This is a genomic window from Cellulophaga sp. Hel_I_12, from assembly GCF_000799565.1.
In the GTDB taxonomy this organism is placed as follows: Bacteria; Bacteroidota; Bacteroidia; order Flavobacteriales; family Flavobacteriaceae; genus Cellulophaga.
On sequence record NZ_JUHB01000001.1, the window covers coordinates 1,268,747 to 1,286,926 of the forward strand.

Below are 18,180 nucleotides of genomic sequence, written 5' to 3' on the forward strand. Positions count from 1 at the left end.
TAGCGTTCGAGAAACGCTATGAAATGACGAAAAAAAAAGAAATAAAATTTCTCAATATATCTATTGACCCTATCTATCTGTTCGCTAATCAAAGGAAAAGCAACAGATGAAAAAGCAATACTATCTATTCTTTATTGCCTTATTTCTTGTGAGTACCATAGTAGCACAAGGAGAAACAGCAAATTGGTATTTTGGGGAAAATGCGGGTATTCGGTTTAATCCGGATGGCAGTGTTACCCCACTTAGCGACGGTAACCTCAATACTGTTGAAGGATGCACCTCCATCTCGGATAGTAATGGTCAACTTTTAGCGTACACGGATGGTATTACAGTTTATAATAAAAACCACCAGATTGTTCAAAATGGAACGGGGCTTTATGGAGATCCTTCGAGCACACAATCGGCCATTATGGTACCGCAACCAGAAAACCCTAATCTCTATTATATTTTCACCGTGGATACTTCCGTAGGCGATAATGATCCTGATTATGGTCTCAACTACTCCATTTTAGATATATCATCAAACAATGGGGAAGGTGCGATTATTCGAAAAAATAGTAATCTCTTACAAGATACTTCTGAAAAAATTACAGGTGTCATCAAAGATTGTTTTGAGAAATCTATTTGGGTGATAACCCTAGCTGGAGAAAATGAAACCGACCCATTTTATAATACCTATTATTGTTATGAAGTTAATAGTAATGGTATTGTAACAACCCCTATTAAAAATACCTTTCCTAATTTATTTATTGCTGACGGAAGAGGCTATTTAAAATTATCTGCTGATGGCACTAAAATGGCAAGTGCCAATTCAAATGACGGTCTTTATGTATATGATTTTGATGCAGCGACTGGTATTTTATCTAATGAAACCTTCATTCAAAACCCTACGCAGAATCAGGTAGCCTATGGTGTTGAATTTTCGAGTAATAATCGTTTTTTATATTTAAACAGCCATGGCATTGGTAATAACAGTCAAAATAGTAGCGCCTCATTAATTCAATATGATATTACCGCAGCAGATATTGCTGCATCGGCCGTAGTTATCGACGAACGTGAAGCCTTCCGTGGTGCATTACAAATGGCAGAAAATGGAAAAATTTATAGAACTAACCCAATTAGTTATTCGGAGGGTTTAGCATTTTTAAGTGTTATTAATAATCCGGGTGAAAAAGGAGCCGCCGCAAATTACCAACACAATGCCGTTTCTTTACAGGGTAGAAATGCCACACAAGGACTTCCCCCGTTTATACAGTCTTTTTTTAATAAGACAGATTTGATCAAAAATCCGGATGGGACCACGAGTTCATCCTTGACTGTTTGCGAAAATAATGGTTTTATTTTAGAAGCAGACAACTTTCCAGGCGCTGTGTACACTTGGGAAAAGGATGGCATCCCTATCGCTAATACCAACTATTTTCTTGAAATTAGTTCCGCAGCATTAACAGATGCTGGAAAATACAAGCTAGAAATTACACTCCCAGATCCTAAAGATTGTCCTATCATTGGTGAATCCACTATTGAGGTGAACCCAGTACCTCCTTCTGGGCTTCTTAGCCTTGTGCAATGCGATGCCGATGAAATAAACCCTTCTGATGGCATCACCACTATCAATTTACAACAGGCCTATTTATTTACAGCTAATGCCAATAGTTTTACATTTTTGTTTTATGAAAATGCCACAGCATTAGCCAACAATGATCCGATTTCTAATCCCGTTGAATATGTAAATACCACAGCATTTAACCAAACCATCTACTATCAAGCAACAAGTGGTCTAGGATGCTCAACAAATGGTGAGGTAGCAATTAGAATCCAAGCCACTACGGTAGGTTTAAATGCTCAAAGTCCGTTTTATACCTGTGAAAGTAATCCAGATGATCCAAAAATAGAAGGTGTTTTCGACCTGGAACAAATTAAACAAACTAATTACCCTACTATTGACGCTACCTTTTATGCGAGTCTTGAAGATGTCGCTACAGAGCAAAATGCTATTTCTGGCAACTTTCTTACCGAATCTACCAGACTATATGTTCGTTTAGAAAATGCAAATGAATGTTTGGGTGTAGATGAAGTAGAATTCATTGTAAACCCAAGCCCTAAAATTGTATTTCCAGAAACCCATTATCTATGCACAGATGGCAATCCTCTTGTGGTCACCGCACCCTCAGGTTTTGACACCTATAGATGGTTGAGTACCAACGAAATTGAAATAGGAAACACACAGGAATTAACCATTGCAGAAGTTGGGGATTATATTTTAGAATTAGGGTATACCTACAACACAGCAACAAATCCTGTGAATTGTACGAACCGAATGAATTTTGTCGTAAATCCATCTAACAAAGCGAGTATCAGAAATATTGAGATTAAAGACATTTCTGATAATAACACCGTTGAAGTTTTTGTTACTGGTGACGGTGATTACGAATATTCTATGGATGGCAATACCTACCAAGATACCCCCAAATTCTTTAATGTGCCTGCTGGTGTTCGTACTATATACATTCAAGATAAATTTGGATGCGGGATTAGGGAAGAAAAAATAGCCGTTATTGGTTATCCAAAATTCTTTACGCCAAATGGAGATGGTTTCAATGATTTCTGGCAACTCATAGGTGTTGAAGAATTTCAACCGAATAGCGAAATTACTATCTTCAACCGGTTTGGAAATTTAGTAGCCAGCATTACGCCAAACGATAAAGGCTGGGACGGAATTTCTAATGGCCAAACGCTGCCCGCTTCGGATTATTGGTTTAAAGTAAATTTAGAAGATGGTCGGGTTTTTAAAGGACATTTTGCACTCAAAAGGTAGGTTGAGTTAAATATTTAAGTCACAGTAGTATTTTTATTGTCATGCCTTTTGTAATTTTATAAAATGAAATTTAAGGTAGTATCAGAATTCAAACCCACAGGTGATCAGCCCAATGCGATTAAGGAATTGGTGCATGGTATAAACACCAAAGAAAAATACCAAACCCTCTTAGGTGTTACCGGTTCAGGTAAAACATTTACCGTGGCTAATGTGATTGAAGAAGTACAAAAACCCACCTTAGTATTAGCACACAACAAGACTTTAGCAGCACAATTATATTCTGAATTTAAACAGTTTTTTCCTGAAAATGCCGTTGAATATTTTGTGTCTTATTATGACTACTACCAACCCGAGGCTTATATCCCTTCCTCAGGAATGTATATCGAAAAAGATTTATCGATTAATGAAGATATTGAAAAGCTACGCTTAAGCACGACATCATCACTTTTATCAGGGCGAAGAGATGTGATTGTGGTCGCTTCTGTTTCCTGTTTATATGGTATTGGTAACCCTGTGGAGTTTCAAAAAAATGTTATTTCTATACACAAAGATCAAGTAATTTCAAGAACGAAATTCTTACACCAGTTAGTACAAAGTTTATATTCTAGAACTACGGCAGATTTTAGAAACGGAAATTTTCGCGTGAAAGGCGATGTGGTCGATGTTTTCCCGAGTTATGCTGATTATGCGTTTAGAATTCATTTTTTTGGGGATGAAATTGAAGAAATTGAAGCTTTTGATCCTTTAAAAAATAAAAGCTTGGAAAGCTACGAGAATATCAACATATATCCAGCAAATATGTTTGTGACCTCTCCCGATATTCTACAAAATGCCATTCACCAAATTCAAGATGATTTGGTAAAACAAATCGATTTTTTCAAGGAGGTTGGTAAGCCATTGGAAGCAAAACGCTTGGAAGAACGAACCAATTTTGATCTAGAAATGATTCGAGAATTAGGGTATTGTGCGGGTATTGAAAATTACTCACGGTATTTAGACGGACGTGAACCTGGCACAAGACCTTTTTGCCTTTTAGATTATTTTCCTGATGATTATTTAATGGTCGTGGATGAAAGTCACGTGACCATTTCCCAAGTGCATGCCATGTACGGAGGTGATCGCTCTAGAAAAGAAAATTTAGTGGAATACGGATTTCGGTTACCGGCTGCAATGGACAACCGTCCGCTGAAATTTGAAGAGTTTGAAGCCTTACAAAATCAAGTAATTTATGTAAGTGCCACCCCGGCGGATTACGAGCTACAGCTGAGTCAAGGTGTTTATGTAGAGCAAATTATACGTCCCACCGGACTTTTAGACCCTATTATTGAAGTGCGTCCAAGCCTAAATCAAATCGATGATTTGGTGGAAGAAATTCAGCAGCGTACTGAAAAGGACGAACGTACCTTGGTCACAACGCTTACCAAAAGAATGGCTGAGGAATTAGCTAAATATTTAGACCGCATAAACATACGTTGCCGCTATATACATAGTGACGTAGATACTTTAGAAAGGGTTGAAATTATGCAAGATTTACGGAAAGGTATTTTTGATGTGCTCATCGGTGTAAATTTATTGCGAGAAGGATTAGATTTACCTGAAGTATCATTAGTAGCGATTTTAGATGCTGATAAGGAAGGTTTTTTAAGAAGCAACAGATCGCTAACGCAAACGGTTGGTAGAGCTGCTAGAAACCTGAATGGGAAAGCCATTATGTATGCTGACAAAATTACGAACAGCATGCAAAACACGATGGATGAAACGAATTACCGGCGCGAAAAACAAATTGCGTATAATACCAAACACAATGTAGTGCCAAAAGCTTTGAATAAAAGTCTGGATAACGTATTATCTAAAAATTCGGTCTCTACCTATCACTTTGAAAAAGAAGTAGCGCGAGCGGCTGAACCCGATTTGGAATATTTAACCAAGGAGCAAATTGAAAAATTGATTCGAGGTAAACGAAAAGATATGGAAAAAGCGGCCAAGGAATTAGACTTTATGCAAGCCGCTAAATTACGAGACGAAATAAAAATGTTACAAAGCCAAGAGTAAAAAAGGGTTTGTAGAGTTTCTTGTTTAAGGTTTAAGGTTTAAACTTAGGTTTTTGGAATGTTGGATTGTTGTAGGAAACAATTTCGCTATATTTTAAACGTATAAACACATCAACTTTTTGAACTTGTTTCTATTACACGTTGCTTGCACACAATCAAAGAATAACCATTATGAAAACATCCAAACTATTTTACACTTTCCTCTGTGCCTTCTTCATTTTCAGCGGTAATGGTCATACCCAAAAATTATCAAAAACCAACATCTATGAGGCAGCGGAAGAGGCTTTCCCTACTGCTATTTTTGAATATATTTCGTTCTTAGAGATTCCCAATGATGGTCATTATCCAGATCAAATTGAAAGTAATTTACAAGCTTGTAAAACACTATTTACGGATTTGGGTTTCGAAACCAAAACATTTATAAATAAAGGCATTCCTGTACTTTTTGCAGAAAAAAAATATCATAAAAAAGCAAAAACCGTCTTGTTTTATTTGCAAATTGATGGGCAGCCGGTAGATTCCGCGGCTTGGGATCAACCATCTCCTTTTAAACCAGTTTTAAAAGAAAAACAAAATGGCGAATGGAAAATTATTGATATTACCACATTAAAAACGGATTACCATCCTGATTGGAGAATTTTCGCTCGCTCTTCATCAGACTCTAAGGGACCAGCGATGTCGCTAATAAGCGCCTTGCAAATACTACAAAAAAAAGCCATCAAGCCTGCTTTTAATGTGAAAGTGATTATGGATTTTCAAGAGGAAATGGGCTCGCCAACATTACCACAAGCCGTACGCGACAACAAAGAAGTTTTAGCAGCAGATATGCTATTTATTATGGATGGCACACGACACGTATCGAACTTACCCACATTAACCTACGGCGCTCGAGGTATCGCTACTGCTCAACTAAAAACCTTTGGTTCTTATGCTCCACTACACAGCGGGCAATACGGAAATTTTGCACCTAACCCAGTTTTTGAAACGGCTAGACTTATTGCGGGTTTAAAGGATGAAAACGGTCGCGTTACCTTACCCGGTTTTTATGACGGCATTTCATTAAGTGAAAAAGATAAAGAAGAAATAAACAAGGTTCCCGAAAGCAAAGAAAGCATTTTAGTGCGAATTGGAACCTCAAAAGCTGATGCTGTGGGCGATACCTATCAAGAAGCCTTGCAATACCCATCCTTAAATATTCGTGGATTAAATGCCGCTTGGGTTGGTGACGAAGTAAGAACCATTATCCCTTCCGAAGTCATTACGGAAATAGACATGCGATTAGTACCCGAATCTGATGGAACAAAATTAATGGAATCTTTAAAAAAGTATATTTCTGATAGCGGTTATTATTTGGTAGATGCTATCCCAACAGCAGAAGAACGTAAACTTCACCCAAAATTAGCCTCGTTTACCTATAAATTGGGCTCAAAGCCTTTCCGAACGGCCATGGATTCCCCCATAGGACATTTTTTAAACAAAGCCATGGAAAAGGTTTTTGGCGAGCAAAGGGTCAATATGCGCACTACAGGTGGATCCCAACCCATGTCGCCCTTTATTACTACGCTAGATATACCGGCGGTTTCTATTAGAATTCCGAACCCAGATAACAATATTCATGCTCCCAATGAAAATTTAAGAATTGGAAATTTTTTGGAAGGAATTATCACTTGTTTAGCGATTTTAGACCAGCCTATAGACTAATTAAAAGCTTGTTATTTTTTATAAAAAAAACGTCCTAATTATCACTAATTAAGACGCCTTCCATCAACCCAACTAAACTAACTATTATGAAAATATTGTGCAAAGCACAATTTTGTAAACCCTTAGCTTAATTCGATCATTCGTTTAGCTTTAGGTAATGCTTCTTCTTTTTTTGGAAGTTTGAAACTTAAAATTCCGTCTTCATAAGAAGCTTCAATTTTATCTGTATTAATGGTTTCTGGTAATGTAAAGGTTCTTTTAAAAGCTGAGAATGAAAACTCTCTCCGAGTATACTTTACATTTTCATTTTTGCCTTCACTACCTACTTCATTTTTTGTTTCGGTTGAAATGGCCAATACTTCATTATCAACCTCGATACTAAAATCTTCTTTTTTTCTTCCGGGTACGGCAAGTTCTAAATGATACTCTGTATCTGATTCTTTAATATTAACGGCAGGAAGCTTGCCATTGGCAACTTCAGCCCCACCTAACCAATCAGGTTTCATTAATTCATTCATAAAAGCTGGGAACGAAACGGTGTTTTTATGTGCTATACTCATCATTGTGATTTTTTAATTAAACATTTATTTATTTGATTTTGTAAGAACAATTTACGTACCACCTAACAAAATGCGCCTTTTTGTCATTTTACACCTATAGACTACTGCCTTTTTGTCATTCATTTTGCAAAGTGATACCATTTAATTTGCCGCAAAATTTTATTACAGCCTCTTCAAAATGTTCAAATCAACACATTTTTAAATTATAATAGGGTCATATGGATACATTATTACATTTACACTACCTTGCAGAAAAATAATAACAGATGACAAATAATGATGTTTTAAAGAAGTTACGAGTGGCTTTAATGTTACGAGATGATGAAATTGTAGAGATTTTAACCTTGGTTGATTTTAAAATATCAAAAGCTGAATTAGGTGCTTTTTTTAGAAAAGAAGATCATCCCAATTACATGGAATGTGGCGATCAAATTCTGAGAAATTTCTTAAACGGTTTGGTCATCCACTTTAGAGGCACTAAGGAAAATCCCAAAGACACCGATATAACCTTAGCTAAATTTAAAAAAACGCCTACAGCGGCGAGTAAAAAATCCAATCCATCGGCTTCAAAAAAAATTGCACCCACTAAAAAAAGATACGATCCAGATTTTAAAGCCAAACAACAGAAAAAAGTGGATAAAAATGTGGTTCACGGAACATATAAGAATAAGAAGAAGTAAGTTACAAGTCTTCATGTCGAAAGTCAAAAGTCAAAAGTCGAAAGTCGAAAGTCGAAAGTTATTTAAAGATAGGTTCAGAAACCTTATAGTTCATAAGGCACATTTTGACCATACTTTATGAGCATATTATGTTTGGAAACAAAGGCCTTTCTGTCGTGACCTTTGTAGAAAATTTATGTGTGGTTATAAAGAAAACGATTAAAAAGTGATGACGTCTGGAATAAAAAAATTCTTGTACTACCAATAAAAATTAGCACAATAGGAACTATACCCTAATACTCCGATATATTTCACAAACCCTTACCTTCCAAATCCCAAAACAAAAAAGAGCGCTGTTTTCGCAAACAGCACTCTTATTATAAACTTTCAACATTGAATATTTGACTTTCGACAAATACTTAAGCCAATACCGCTTTTACTTTGTCAGCTGCTTCTTGGAATTGCACGGCCGATTGTACATCTAATCCAGAATTATCGATCAATTCTTTAGCTACATCGGCGTTAGTACCTTGTAAACGTACAATAATAGGCACGTTTATGGTTCCCATGTTTTTGTAAGCATCAATTACACCTTGCGCAACACGGTCACAACGAACAATACCACCAAAAATATTGATCAAGATTGCTTTTACAGCAGGGTCTTTTAAAATTAATTTAAAAGCGGCTTCTACACGAGCAGCGTCTGCTGTACCACCCACATCTAAAAAGTTAGCAGGTTCACCACCGGCCTGCTTAATTAAATCCATAGTAGCCATGGCTAAACCAGCTCCGTTCACCATACAACCTACGTTACCATCTAAATCCACATAGTTCAAACCTAAGGCTCTCGCTTCTACTTCAACAGGGTTTTCTTCACGTAAATCGCGCATTTCTGCATACTGCTTTCTTCTATATAGCGCATTGTCGTCGATAGATACTTTAGCATCCACTGCCATTATCTTATCATCCGAAGTTTTTAATACTGGATTAATTTCGAACATATTAGAATCACTTTCTTCGTAAGCTTTATATAAAGAGGCCACAAACTTGGTCATTTCTTTAAAGGCCATACCCGACAAACCTAGGTTAAAAGCTATTTTACGAGCCTGAAAAGGCAATAATCCTGTTGCGGGATCTATCTCTTCTGTAAAAATCAAGTGTGGCGTATGTTCTGCAACTTCTTCAATATCCATTCCACCTTCGGTAGAATACATAATCATATTTCTTCCTGTACCTCTGTTTAATAAAACAGACATATAGAACTCATTGGTCTCGCTTGCACCAGGATAATACACATCTTCAGCTACTAAAACTTGATGTACTTTTTTTCCTTCAGCAGAAGTCTGAGGTGTAATTAAATTCATCCCAATGATTTGCCCAGCAATTTCTTCTACTTCTTTCAGGTTTTTAGCTAATTTAACGCCACCACCTTTACCACGGCCACCTGCATGAACTTGGGCTTTTATAACGTGCCAACCAGTTCCTGTTTCTTCAGTTAATTGCTTTGCAGCTTCTACTGCTTCTTTGGCATTATGAGCGACGATACCACGTTGGATACGTACCCCAAAACTTGCTAAAATTTCTTTTCCTTGATATTCGTGAAGATTCATAAGTAAATCGTGTCTTTATTAATTGGCACAAAAATAACAAACCAATACTAATTACCCTAATGAATTAAAAAGTTGTTACATAAAAAAATAAGCAAATCTTACTTTAAATCTTAAAATTTTCAAAATTCAAAGGATCAAAATTTTTAAAATGCCCATTTAATTGAATTACCGCTTTCGTCCGGTTGACTTCCTTCAATACGCTGATCACTTGTTGCAGATGCTTTTGGATATACATAAGACGTTCACGTTCACTCGTAATTTGTAAAAGTTCATATTCCTGAATTTTAGAGAGTCCTATTTTATGCGCTAAACTAAAACTATTGAAATTTTCGGAGACGATGGATTTCGATGAAATTTCCATTAAAAAATAAAGTGCTTCAATCGCTTCAATGACCTTTTCTTTTTCATCAAAAACATCATTATTTGTGTTTTCTAGAAAAATAACTTCTCCTCCAGCATAAGGTTTCAAAGTCATGGTGGTATCAAAGCTTAACAACTTAAAAACCCTTTTCGCTGTACAAATTATATCCATTTCACCGCCAGGATACAGCTGATTAATATCTTCGAGCTGCACCTCAACGCCATAATTCATAAGGGTATCTAGGTAGACGGGAATACCAAAATTCATCGCTTCATCCTTACAATCAAGTATTAGTTGACGGTATCTCGTTTCAAAAATATGAAGAGGAATCTTTTCACCAGGAAAGAAAACGGACTGCAAAGGAAATAAAGGTAAGTACATCATTTATTTTCTTTTAAAATTACAATTTGATTTTCTGTTGTCCAAAAAGAAAATGTTATAAATATAACAATTTGTTGTATTTTGATTATTTGTAGTTTAATTTTGTTCAAAACCAAGAAGTAACCTAGATTTGCTTAAAATTATAGCCTAATGACAAATACCGATTTATTGAACATTGCAAAAACGTATGGAGATCCTGTTTATGTCTATGATTCAGAAAAAATTATAGCTCAGTTTAACCGACTCACCAGTGCTTTTAGTGCTGTTAAAAAATTGCAATTGAACTATGCCGCTAAGGCCTTATCAAATATTACTATTTTAAAATTAATGAATAGTTTAGGAAGCGGTTTAGATACGGTTTCTATTCAAGAAGTGCAATTGGGTTTATTAGCCGGTTTTAAACCTGAAGATATCATTTTTACCCCAAATGGAGTTTCTTTGGAAGAAATAGAAGAAGCAGCTCAGCTCGGTGTTCGTATTAATATAGACAACCTTTCTGTTTTAGAGCAATTTGGAAGTAGAAACCCAAATGTTCCCGTTTGCATTCGAATTAATCCTCATGTTATGGCTGGAGGAAACTCAAATATTTCTGTTGGTCACATCGATTCTAAATTTGGGATTAGCATTCACCAAATACCTCATTTATTGCGCATTGTACAATTAACGAAGATGAATATTAATGGTATTCACATGCATACAGGAAGTGATATTTTAGATATTGATGTCTTCCTTTATGCGTCTGAAATACTTTTTGAAACGGCAACAAACTTTAAAAATTTAGATTTTATAGATTTTGGAAGTGGATTTAAAGTGCCCTATAAAGACGGAGATATTGAAACCAATATTGAGGAATTAGGCAAAAAATTATCCGAAAAATTTAATGCTTTTTGTGCTTCCTACGGCAAGGAATTAACCCTTGCTTTTGAGCCCGGTAAGTTTTTAGTGAGCGAATCGGGATATTTTTTAGCCAAAGTTAATGTGGTTAAACAAACTACATCAACAGTTTTTGCAAGTATTGATTCAGGATTTAACCATCTTATTCGCCCCATGCTTTACGGATCACACCACGGCATTGAAAATATTTCGAATCCACAGGGGAGAGAACGGTATTATTCTGTAGTAGGTTATATTTGCGAGACAGATACATTTGCAAGTAACCGTAGAATAAGTGAAATAACTGAAGGCGATATTTTGTCCTTTAAAAATGCTGGAGCCTATTGTTTTACCATGGCAAGTAATTACAATAGTAGGTTTAGGCCACCAGAAGTTTTATGGCATAAGGGTGAAGCCGTTTTAATTCGTGAACGCGAAACTTTTGAAGATATTATTCATCACCAAGTTGATGTTAAAAATTTATTTAGCAAAAAAGAAAAAGTAGCAATTGCTAAATAAGTCAAAATACAATATAGTCATAAAAAATCCTGTCTCGGCAGGATTTTTGCATTTTATAAATCATCGATTTTAAGAAAGCTTTAAAAATAAAAACAAGAATAAAACGTTATGTTTGTTACAGTTATAAGACTAAACAAAAAAAGTAATCCCATGAATACAATTTCAAATAAAATAATTTGCATCTCTTCTTTGTTGTTTCTTGTTTTTGGTTCCTTCGCAATACAAGCACAAGAAGTAACATGGCTTTCTTGGGCTGAAGCGGTAAAGCTTGCAGAAACTGACAAAAACCCAAAGAAAATTTTTGTTGATGTCTATACGGATTGGTGTGGCTGGTGCAAAAAAATGGATAAGGATACCTTCCAAAATCCTGAAGTTGCCAGCTATATGGAAAAGAACTTTTACATGGTAAAATTAGATGGTGAAGGCAAAGAACCTATTGAATTTAAAGGCAAAACTTTTAAATTTGTGGCTTCTGGAAGAAGTGGCTATCACGAGTTTGCTGCTGCTTTGATGCAAGGAAAATTAAGCTACCCAACCACTATTTTTTTAGATGAGAAATTGAATATGTTATCGCCAGTACCAGGCTATCAAAAGCCAGATGCTTTTTTACAAATCGCTACATATTTTGGTGACGACATTCATAAACAAAAAAAATGGGATGAGTATGTAAATGCGAAGAAGTAAAAAACCTTCTTGATTTATATAAATAATGACTATCGATGGATGGCTTTTTTTTTTACTTGTAATTAATTCATTTTTTGTGTCCACTCCGTCCAAGAACCATCATAAACTGCTTTTTGATTTGATAATACTAGTTCGCTTGCCAAAAGAATAATACATGCTGTTAAGCCTGATCCACAACTGAATATCAAGGGTTGCTCTGCGTAAAGTTCTTTATCAAAAATTAAGGCCAAATCTGATGCCTTTTTAAACTTGCCATTCTCTAACACTGTTTCATAGGGAATATTTACAGAATTGGGGATATGACCACTTTTTAATTCCGCTCTTGGTTCAGGGGCTGTACCCTTAAACCTGCCCTCCGAACGCGCATCGACCACCAAAGCTTTTTGTTCGTTAATGTTTGAAGTTATCATTTCAAAATCGACTACCAAAGCCTTTTTATAATGAGCTTCAAAAGTACCCGGTGTAATTTTTTTAATATTATGTATTGCTTCTATTGGATATCCATTTGCGATCCAATCTGGTAGTCCACCATCTAAAACAGCTACATTGCTATGTCCCATCGCTTTGAACATCCACCAAACTCTGGGACTTGAATACACCCCTAAATTATCATAAATGATAAGTTTACTGGATGCATTAATTCCTAACTTTCTACATGCTCTTTGAAAATCTTCAGGTTTAGGCAACATGTTTGGATAAGGACTCTTCTTATCTGAAAAATTATTTTTTAAATCGAAGAAACGGGCCCCAGGAATACATTTGTCGGCGAATTTCGAAATTTCACCAGAAATAGGATCAGCTAAACTTGCATCCAAAATAAGTAGGTCTGGGTCATTTATATGCTTATAAAGCCATTTAGAGGTTACAACAGGTTCCATTCTTGCTTTTTTTAAATCTATTAAAAATAAAAAAAAGAGGCTAAAAAAGCCTCTTTTCAATTACCTATTATCTGCTATAATTTGGTGATTCTTTGGTGATGGTTACATCGTGCGGATGACTTTCATTAATTCCGCTCGCGGTAATTTTTACAAACCTACCGGTTTCCTGCAAGGTAGAAATATCTTTTGCCCCGCAATAGCCCATACCCGCTTTGAGTCCGCCAATAAATTGATGAATGCTCTCGAACAAATCCCCTTTATAAGGAACACGACCTACAATACCTTCTGGCACAAGTTTCTTGATATCGTCTTCAACATCTTGAAAATATCGATCTTTAGAGCCTTGCTTCATGGCTTCTACAGAACCCATTCCACGATACGATTTAAACTTTCGCCCTTCATATATAATGGTTTCACCTGGAGATTCTTTTGTCCCTGCCAATAAGGAACCTAACATCACGGTATCTGCACCTGCTGCAATCGCTTTTGGAATATCTCCCGTATACCGGATTCCACCGTCTGCAATAACAGGAACACCGCTACCTTTTATAGCAGCAGCAACTTCTAAAACAGCAGAGAATTGGGGGAAACCAACACCAGCAATAACTCTTGTGGTACAAATAGAACCTGGACCAATTCCGACTTTAACCGCATCAGCACCAGCAGCAACTAAATATTTGGCCGCTTCCCCGGTTGCAATATTGCCAACAATCACTTCTAAATCAGGAAATCTAGCTTTTACCTTCTTCAGTACCTCAACAACCCCTCTCGTGTGTCCGTGTGCCGTATCGATTACGACAGCATCAACACCTGCATGGACTAGAGCTTCAGCACGTTCAACAGCATCTCCAGTGACTCCCAAAGCCGCTGCCACCCGCAAACGACCATACTGGTCTTTATTTGCCATCGGTTTTTGGGTAAGTTTTGTAATATCTCTAAAGGTGATTAAGCCTACCAATTTGTAATTTTTATCAACTACTGGTAGCTTTTCAATCTTATTTTCTTGTAGAATAACTTCGGCTTGTTCCAAGGATGTACCTTCACTTACCGTGACTAAATTTTCAGTAGTCATGACCTCTGAAAGTGGACGATCATTATTTTTTTCAAAGCGCAAATCTCTGTTGGTTACAATGCCGATTAATTTTCCATCAGCAGCAACAATAGGAATTCCTCCTATGCCGTATTCTTTCATATTTGCCTTGGCATCGCCGACAAGAGCATCTAAAGGCAGCGTCACGGGGTCGATGATCATTCCACTTTCTGCTCTTTTTACTTTACGAACTTTCATGGCTTGCTGTTCGATGGACATGTTTTTATGTAAAACTCCAATTCCCCCTTCTTGCGCCATGGCAATGGCCATTTTAGATTCGGTTACAGTATCCATCGCAGCAGAAACTATAGGAACATTAATGGTTATATTTCGTGTAAATTTTGCCTGAATGTTGACTTCTCTTGGAAGTACTTCAGAATAGGCTGGAACTAAAAGTACGTCATCGTACGTAAGACCTTCACCAACTATTTTATCAAGATGTGCTTGCATAGCAATTATGTATTAATTGCGTGCAAATATACTACATTTTCACAAGCTATTAAATGCTTTTTTTAAATACTAGTTAGCCATCTAATTCACGTAATTTTTAAGAACCCCTAAAAATATATAATTCTAAAAACTAAAAAAATATGGTTATTCTAAGGTAGATTAAAATTTTACAAGAGCGCGTAAACCTCTAAAAACTTGGCAACCAATGGGATAAAATTAAATTCGAAAAACTATTTTTATTTATTCTAAATAAGTTTTGATGATGTTGATTTCTGTCTTAAATTTGCAGAAAAATTCAAATATTATTTTTAATAAGTCTAAATAAATGCATAATAAGATTCTTTTTTCCGTTTTTCTTTTTTTCACTATCGCATTTTTAAATGCCCAAAATAAAACAGCAGCAAAGGCGTCACAGGACAGTACCGCTCAAATAATACAACTAAAAGAAGTAGTTTTATCTGCAAATACCATTTTGGGTAGTAAATTTCAAGCAAGAAACAGAACGGGTTCTGCCTACTACATCTCACCAAAAGAGATAAAAAAGTTTAACTATACAGACATCAATCGTGTTTTACGAAGTGTTCCAGGAGTTACAATCTACGAAGAAGACGGTTTTGGTTTGCGACCTAATATAAGTTTAAGAGGTACCTCACCTGAGCGTAGTGCAAAAATTTCGCTAATGGAAGATGGTGTTTTAATTGCCCCTGCCCCTTATAGTGCGCCAGCTGCTTATTATTTCCCATCCGTGGCTCGAATGCATGCTGTTGAAATCTTAAAAGGAAGCAGTCAAGTGCAATACGGCCCTTTTACTACAGGTGGTGCAATTAATTTAATTTCTACACAGATCCCAACTACGTTCAACGCCAAAGTATCCGCAAATTATGGAAGTTTTAATAGCGGAAGATTACATGCTGCCATAGGCGAAAGCAAAGAAAAATTTGGGTATATGGTAGAATATTTAAATTTTAATTCAGACGGATTTAAAAATCTTGATGGCGGTGGAAATACTGGTTTTGATAAAAATGAAGTAGTCGGAAAATTTAGAATAAATTCTGGAAAAGATGCAAAATTACCGCAATACCTTGAAGTAAAATTTCAATATGCTGATGAAGTTTCTGATGAAACGTACCTAGGGCTAACAGATGCCGATTTTGAAAGCACTCCGTTTCGGCGCTATGCGGGATCGCAAAATGACGAGATGACAGCAGATCATATCCAAATAATGGCTACCCATAGTTTTAATTTTAACGATTACTTCAGCATTGCAACAACAGCCTATTACAATGGATTTAGCAGAAACTGGTATAAACTAGATAAGGTAGCTGTCAATGGGATTCAAGAAGGTATTTCTTCTATTCTAGAAAGTCCTTCAGAATTTTCTAGCTATTTTGATATTGTTAGTGGTAACGCCAATTCGGGCGATGATGCTATTTTTGTAAAGGCCAATAACAGAAAATACATTTCAAAAGGAATTCAGACCAAGCTTGATTACCATTGGAATGGTGCAAACACCTATCATGATATTGAAGTGGGATTGCGTTATCACTATGATGAAGAAGATAGGTTTCAATGGATAGATGGTTATAACATAATGGCAGGCGAAATGAATTTAACCTCAGCAGGTACCCCTGGAACGGACGCCAATAGAATCAGTGACGCCAATGCTTTTGCTGCTTACACCTTGTATAAGCTAAAATATAAAAATCTTACCCTTACACCCGGTATACGCTACGAAAATATAAATTTAGGTAGAATAGATTTTGGAAAAACTGATGTATCACGATTAGGAACTAACCTATCTGAAAGAGAAAATTCAGTTGAAATTCTAATCCCAGGCGTTGGTTTTAATTATAATTTCAATCAGGTTTCATTTTTTGGAGGTGTACACAAAGGCTTTTCGCCACCAACTAGTCAAGTTGATGAAAAAGCGGAAGAAAGTACAAATTTTGAATTGGGTTCTCGTTTTCAATTTAATGGTCTTTCTGGTGAGCTTGTTGGTTTTTATAATGATTATAGCAACCTTTTGGGTAGTGATCTTGCGGCTACAGGCGGAACAGGAAGTTTAGAGCAGTTCAATGCAGGAGAGGTTAATGTAAAAGGAATAGAGTTTCTCGTAAACTATACCTTCCTAAAAAATCATCCTAAATTTCGCTTACCACTAACATTTGCCTACACCTTTACAGATACGGAATTTTTAAATAACTTTGGAAGTGACGATGACCTTTGGGGCGAAGTTTCTGTTGGCGATGAATTACCGTACATTACAAAAAATCAATTTAACACCATGCTTTCGTTAGAACATTCCAAGTTCGAGCTTAATTTAAGTGGTCGTTTCAACGGAGAATTCCGTACAAAAGCAGGAACCGGTGCTATCCCATTAAACGAAAAAGTAGGTAGCAACTTTATTCTTGATTTTTCAGGAAAATACCGCGTTAATGATTATTTGGGCATCACCGGAAACATGATCAACCTATTGAATGAAACTTATGAAGTTTCTAGAGTGCCTTCTGGACTTCGACCCGGACATCCTTTTGGCGTTTATGCCGGCATAGAATTAAATTTCTAAATTGTATCAGCTTAGAACAATTTTCACCTAAAAAAATTCCTCTATACTGGGGAATTTTTTAGTTAGTGATACGCTGAAAATAAGTGAGTAGCTTTATTATAGGCCGCCTCAAAAACCATCCAGTTTACATTGGTATCTGCCTTGGCAGTAGTGAAATAAGACAACATTTTTTCTGTGGGCATATTACCAGTAAGCTCATCTTTTGCCATTGGGCACCCCCCAAAACCTTGCACCGCACCATCAAACCTGCGGCATCCTGCTTGATAAGCTGCATCTACTTTTTCGTGCCATTTTGTTGGCGTCGTGTGCAAGTGTGCACCAAATTCTATCTTTGGATATTTTGGAATTAAATTAGAAAATAAATAATGAATATCCTCCGGAGTTGAATTTCCCACCGTATCTGATAAAGAGAGAATTTCAACTCCCATAGCCGCTAATTTCTCGGTCCACTCCCCTACTATTTCCACATTCCAAGGATCACCATAAGGATTACCAAAACCCATAGAAATATAGGTAACTACCTTTTTATTGTTTTGATGCGCAAGGGCCAAAATTTCTTTTAAAATAGCTATAGATTCTGCAATAGTTTTATGGGTATTTCGCATCTGAAAATTCTCAGAAATAGAAAATGGATACCCTAAATAATCTATTTTTTCCTCTTTTACAGCGTCTTGCGCCCCTCGAATATTGGCTACTATCGCTAATAATTTACTTTGAGATTTCGACATATCTAACTGAGCCAAAACCTCAGAGGTATCTACCATTTGTGGAATAGCTTTAGCAGACACAAAGCTACCTACATCGATGGTGTCAAAGCCACAACCTACTAAAGATTGAATGTATTTTACTTTTTCATCCGTAGGAATAAAGGCCTTAATACCCTGCATCGCATCTCTTGGACATTCTATTATTTTAACTTTCTCAGGCATTCATTTTTTATTCTCGATTTCAAAATTACCATTATTTATTTGAAAGCCCTTAA

At 36.2% G+C, this 18,180-nt stretch carries 13 protein-coding genes; 7 read left to right on the forward strand and 6 right to left on the reverse strand.

The annotated features are described in order from the left end of the window. Window positions 1–106: 106 nt before the first annotated feature. From GQ45_RS05780 to GQ45_RS05790, 3 genes are all read left to right on the forward strand, one after another. Window positions 107–2,815, forward strand: a complete 2,709-nt coding sequence (locus tag GQ45_RS05780) for a T9SS type B sorting domain-containing protein (protein WP_047415916.1) — start codon at window positions 107–109, stop codon at window positions 2,813–2,815. Window positions 2,816–2,878: 63 nt separating this feature from the next. Next, window positions 2,879–4,867 carry an excinuclease ABC subunit UvrB gene (gene uvrB / locus GQ45_RS05785; protein WP_047415918.1) on the forward strand — a complete coding sequence of 663 codons (1,989 nt, stop codon included), beginning with the start codon at window positions 2,879–2,881 and terminating at the stop codon, window positions 4,865–4,867. A gap of 170 nt (window positions 4,868–5,037) precedes the next feature. Continuing rightward, a complete protein-coding gene (locus tag GQ45_RS05790; protein ID WP_047415919.1) occupies window positions 5,038–6,567 on the forward strand; it encodes a M20/M25/M40 family metallo-hydrolase in 1,530 nt (509 codons plus the stop codon). 122 nt (window positions 6,568–6,689) lie between these two features. On the opposite strand, the gene GQ45_RS05795 is transcribed toward GQ45_RS05790, so the two are convergent. After that, complete coding sequence (locus GQ45_RS05795; RefSeq protein WP_369798273.1) at window positions 6,690–7,130, reverse strand: Hsp20/alpha crystallin family protein; 441 nt, start codon at window positions 7,128–7,130, stop codon at window positions 6,690–6,692. A gap of 263 nt (window positions 7,131–7,393) precedes the next feature. On the opposite strand from GQ45_RS05795, the gene GQ45_RS05800 reads away from it, so the two are divergent. Beyond that, entirely contained in the window at window positions 7,394–7,807 is a 414-nt protein-coding gene (locus GQ45_RS05800) for a DUF1456 family protein (RefSeq protein ID WP_047415922.1), read from the forward strand. A 398-nt stretch (window positions 7,808–8,205) separates the two neighbouring features. Here the strand turns inward: GQ45_RS05800 and sucC are convergent, their stop codons facing one another. Continuing rightward, complete coding sequence (gene sucC, locus GQ45_RS05805; RefSeq protein WP_047415924.1) at window positions 8,206–9,396, reverse strand: ADP-forming succinate--CoA ligase subunit beta; 1,191 nt, start codon at window positions 9,394–9,396, stop codon at window positions 8,206–8,208. A 103-nt stretch (window positions 9,397–9,499) separates the two neighbouring features. After that, entirely contained in the window at window positions 9,500–10,141 is a 642-nt protein-coding gene (locus GQ45_RS05810) for an LON peptidase substrate-binding domain-containing protein (protein ID WP_231555160.1), read from the reverse strand. 147 nt (window positions 10,142–10,288) lie between these two features. On the opposite strand from GQ45_RS05810, the gene lysA reads away from it, so the two are divergent. Together lysA and GQ45_RS05820 are read left to right on the forward strand one after the other, a co-directional pair. Beyond that, window positions 10,289–11,530 (forward strand): diaminopimelate decarboxylase, encoded by a 1,242-nt coding sequence (gene lysA, locus GQ45_RS05815; protein ID WP_047415925.1) that lies wholly within the window; start codon window positions 10,289–10,291, stop codon window positions 11,528–11,530. Window positions 11,531–11,680: 150 nt separating this feature from the next. Next, on the forward strand, window positions 11,681–12,214 hold the full coding sequence (locus tag GQ45_RS05820) for a DUF255 domain-containing protein (protein ID WP_047420082.1): 534 nt from the start codon (window positions 11,681–11,683) through the stop codon (window positions 12,212–12,214). A 62-nt stretch (window positions 12,215–12,276) separates the two neighbouring features. On the opposite strand, the gene GQ45_RS05825 is transcribed toward GQ45_RS05820, so the two are convergent. Continuing rightward, window positions 12,277–13,092 carry a sulfurtransferase gene (locus GQ45_RS05825; protein ID WP_047420084.1) on the reverse strand — a complete coding sequence of 272 codons (816 nt, stop codon included), beginning with the start codon at window positions 13,090–13,092 and terminating at the stop codon, window positions 12,277–12,279. A 67-nt stretch (window positions 13,093–13,159) separates the two neighbouring features. Beyond that, window positions 13,160–14,632 (reverse strand): IMP dehydrogenase, encoded by a 1,473-nt coding sequence (gene guaB, locus GQ45_RS05830; RefSeq protein ID WP_047415927.1) that lies wholly within the window; start codon window positions 14,630–14,632, stop codon window positions 13,160–13,162. 325 nt (window positions 14,633–14,957) lie between these two features. Between guaB and GQ45_RS05835 the strand changes: the two genes are divergently transcribed. Further along, window positions 14,958–17,198, forward strand: a complete 2,241-nt coding sequence (locus GQ45_RS05835; RefSeq protein WP_047415929.1) for a TonB-dependent receptor domain-containing protein — start codon at window positions 14,958–14,960, stop codon at window positions 17,196–17,198. Window positions 17,199–17,260: 62 nt separating this feature from the next. On the opposite strand, the gene GQ45_RS05840 is transcribed toward GQ45_RS05835, so the two are convergent. After that, window positions 17,261–18,127 (reverse strand): hydroxymethylglutaryl-CoA lyase, encoded by an 867-nt coding sequence (locus tag GQ45_RS05840; RefSeq protein ID WP_047415931.1) that lies wholly within the window; start codon window positions 18,125–18,127, stop codon window positions 17,261–17,263. Window positions 18,128–18,180 lie beyond the last annotated feature (53 nt).

What these genes read in the sequence shown, in the direction of transcription:
- GQ45_RS05780 (WP_047415916.1), top strand. Translation starts at nt 107, where the DNA reads ATGAAAAAGCAATACTATCTATTCTTTATTGCCTTATTTCTTGTGAGT.
- uvrB (WP_047415918.1), top strand. Translation starts at nt 2,879, where the DNA reads ATGAAATTTAAGGTAGTATCAGAATTCAAACCCACAGGTGATCAGCCC.
- GQ45_RS05790 (WP_047415919.1), top strand. Translation starts at nt 5,038, where the DNA reads ATGAAAACATCCAAACTATTTTACACTTTCCTCTGTGCCTTCTTCATT.
- GQ45_RS05795 (WP_369798273.1), bottom strand. Translation starts at nt 7,130, where the DNA reads ATGATGAGTATAGCACATAAAAACACCGTTTCGTTCCCAGCTTTTATG.
- GQ45_RS05800 (WP_047415922.1), top strand. Translation starts at nt 7,394, where the DNA reads ATGACAAATAATGATGTTTTAAAGAAGTTACGAGTGGCTTTAATGTTA.
- sucC (WP_047415924.1), bottom strand. Translation starts at nt 9,396, where the DNA reads ATGAATCTTCACGAATATCAAGGAAAAGAAATTTTAGCAAGTTTTGGG.
- GQ45_RS05810 (WP_231555160.1), bottom strand. Translation starts at nt 10,141, where the DNA reads ATGATGTACTTACCTTTATTTCCTTTGCAGTCCGTTTTCTTTCCTGGT.
- lysA (WP_047415925.1), top strand. Translation starts at nt 10,289, where the DNA reads ATGACAAATACCGATTTATTGAACATTGCAAAAACGTATGGAGATCCT.
- GQ45_RS05820 (WP_047420082.1), top strand. Translation starts at nt 11,681, where the DNA reads ATGAATACAATTTCAAATAAAATAATTTGCATCTCTTCTTTGTTGTTT.
- GQ45_RS05825 (WP_047420084.1), bottom strand. Translation starts at nt 13,092, where the DNA reads ATGGAACCTGTTGTAACCTCTAAATGGCTTTATAAGCATATAAATGAC.
- guaB (WP_047415927.1), bottom strand. Translation starts at nt 14,632, where the DNA reads ATGCAAGCACATCTTGATAAAATAGTTGGTGAAGGTCTTACGTACGAT.
- GQ45_RS05835 (WP_047415929.1), top strand. Translation starts at nt 14,958, where the DNA reads ATGCATAATAAGATTCTTTTTTCCGTTTTTCTTTTTTTCACTATCGCA.
- GQ45_RS05840 (WP_047415931.1), bottom strand. Translation starts at nt 18,127, where the DNA reads ATGCCTGAGAAAGTTAAAATAATAGAATGTCCAAGAGATGCGATGCAG.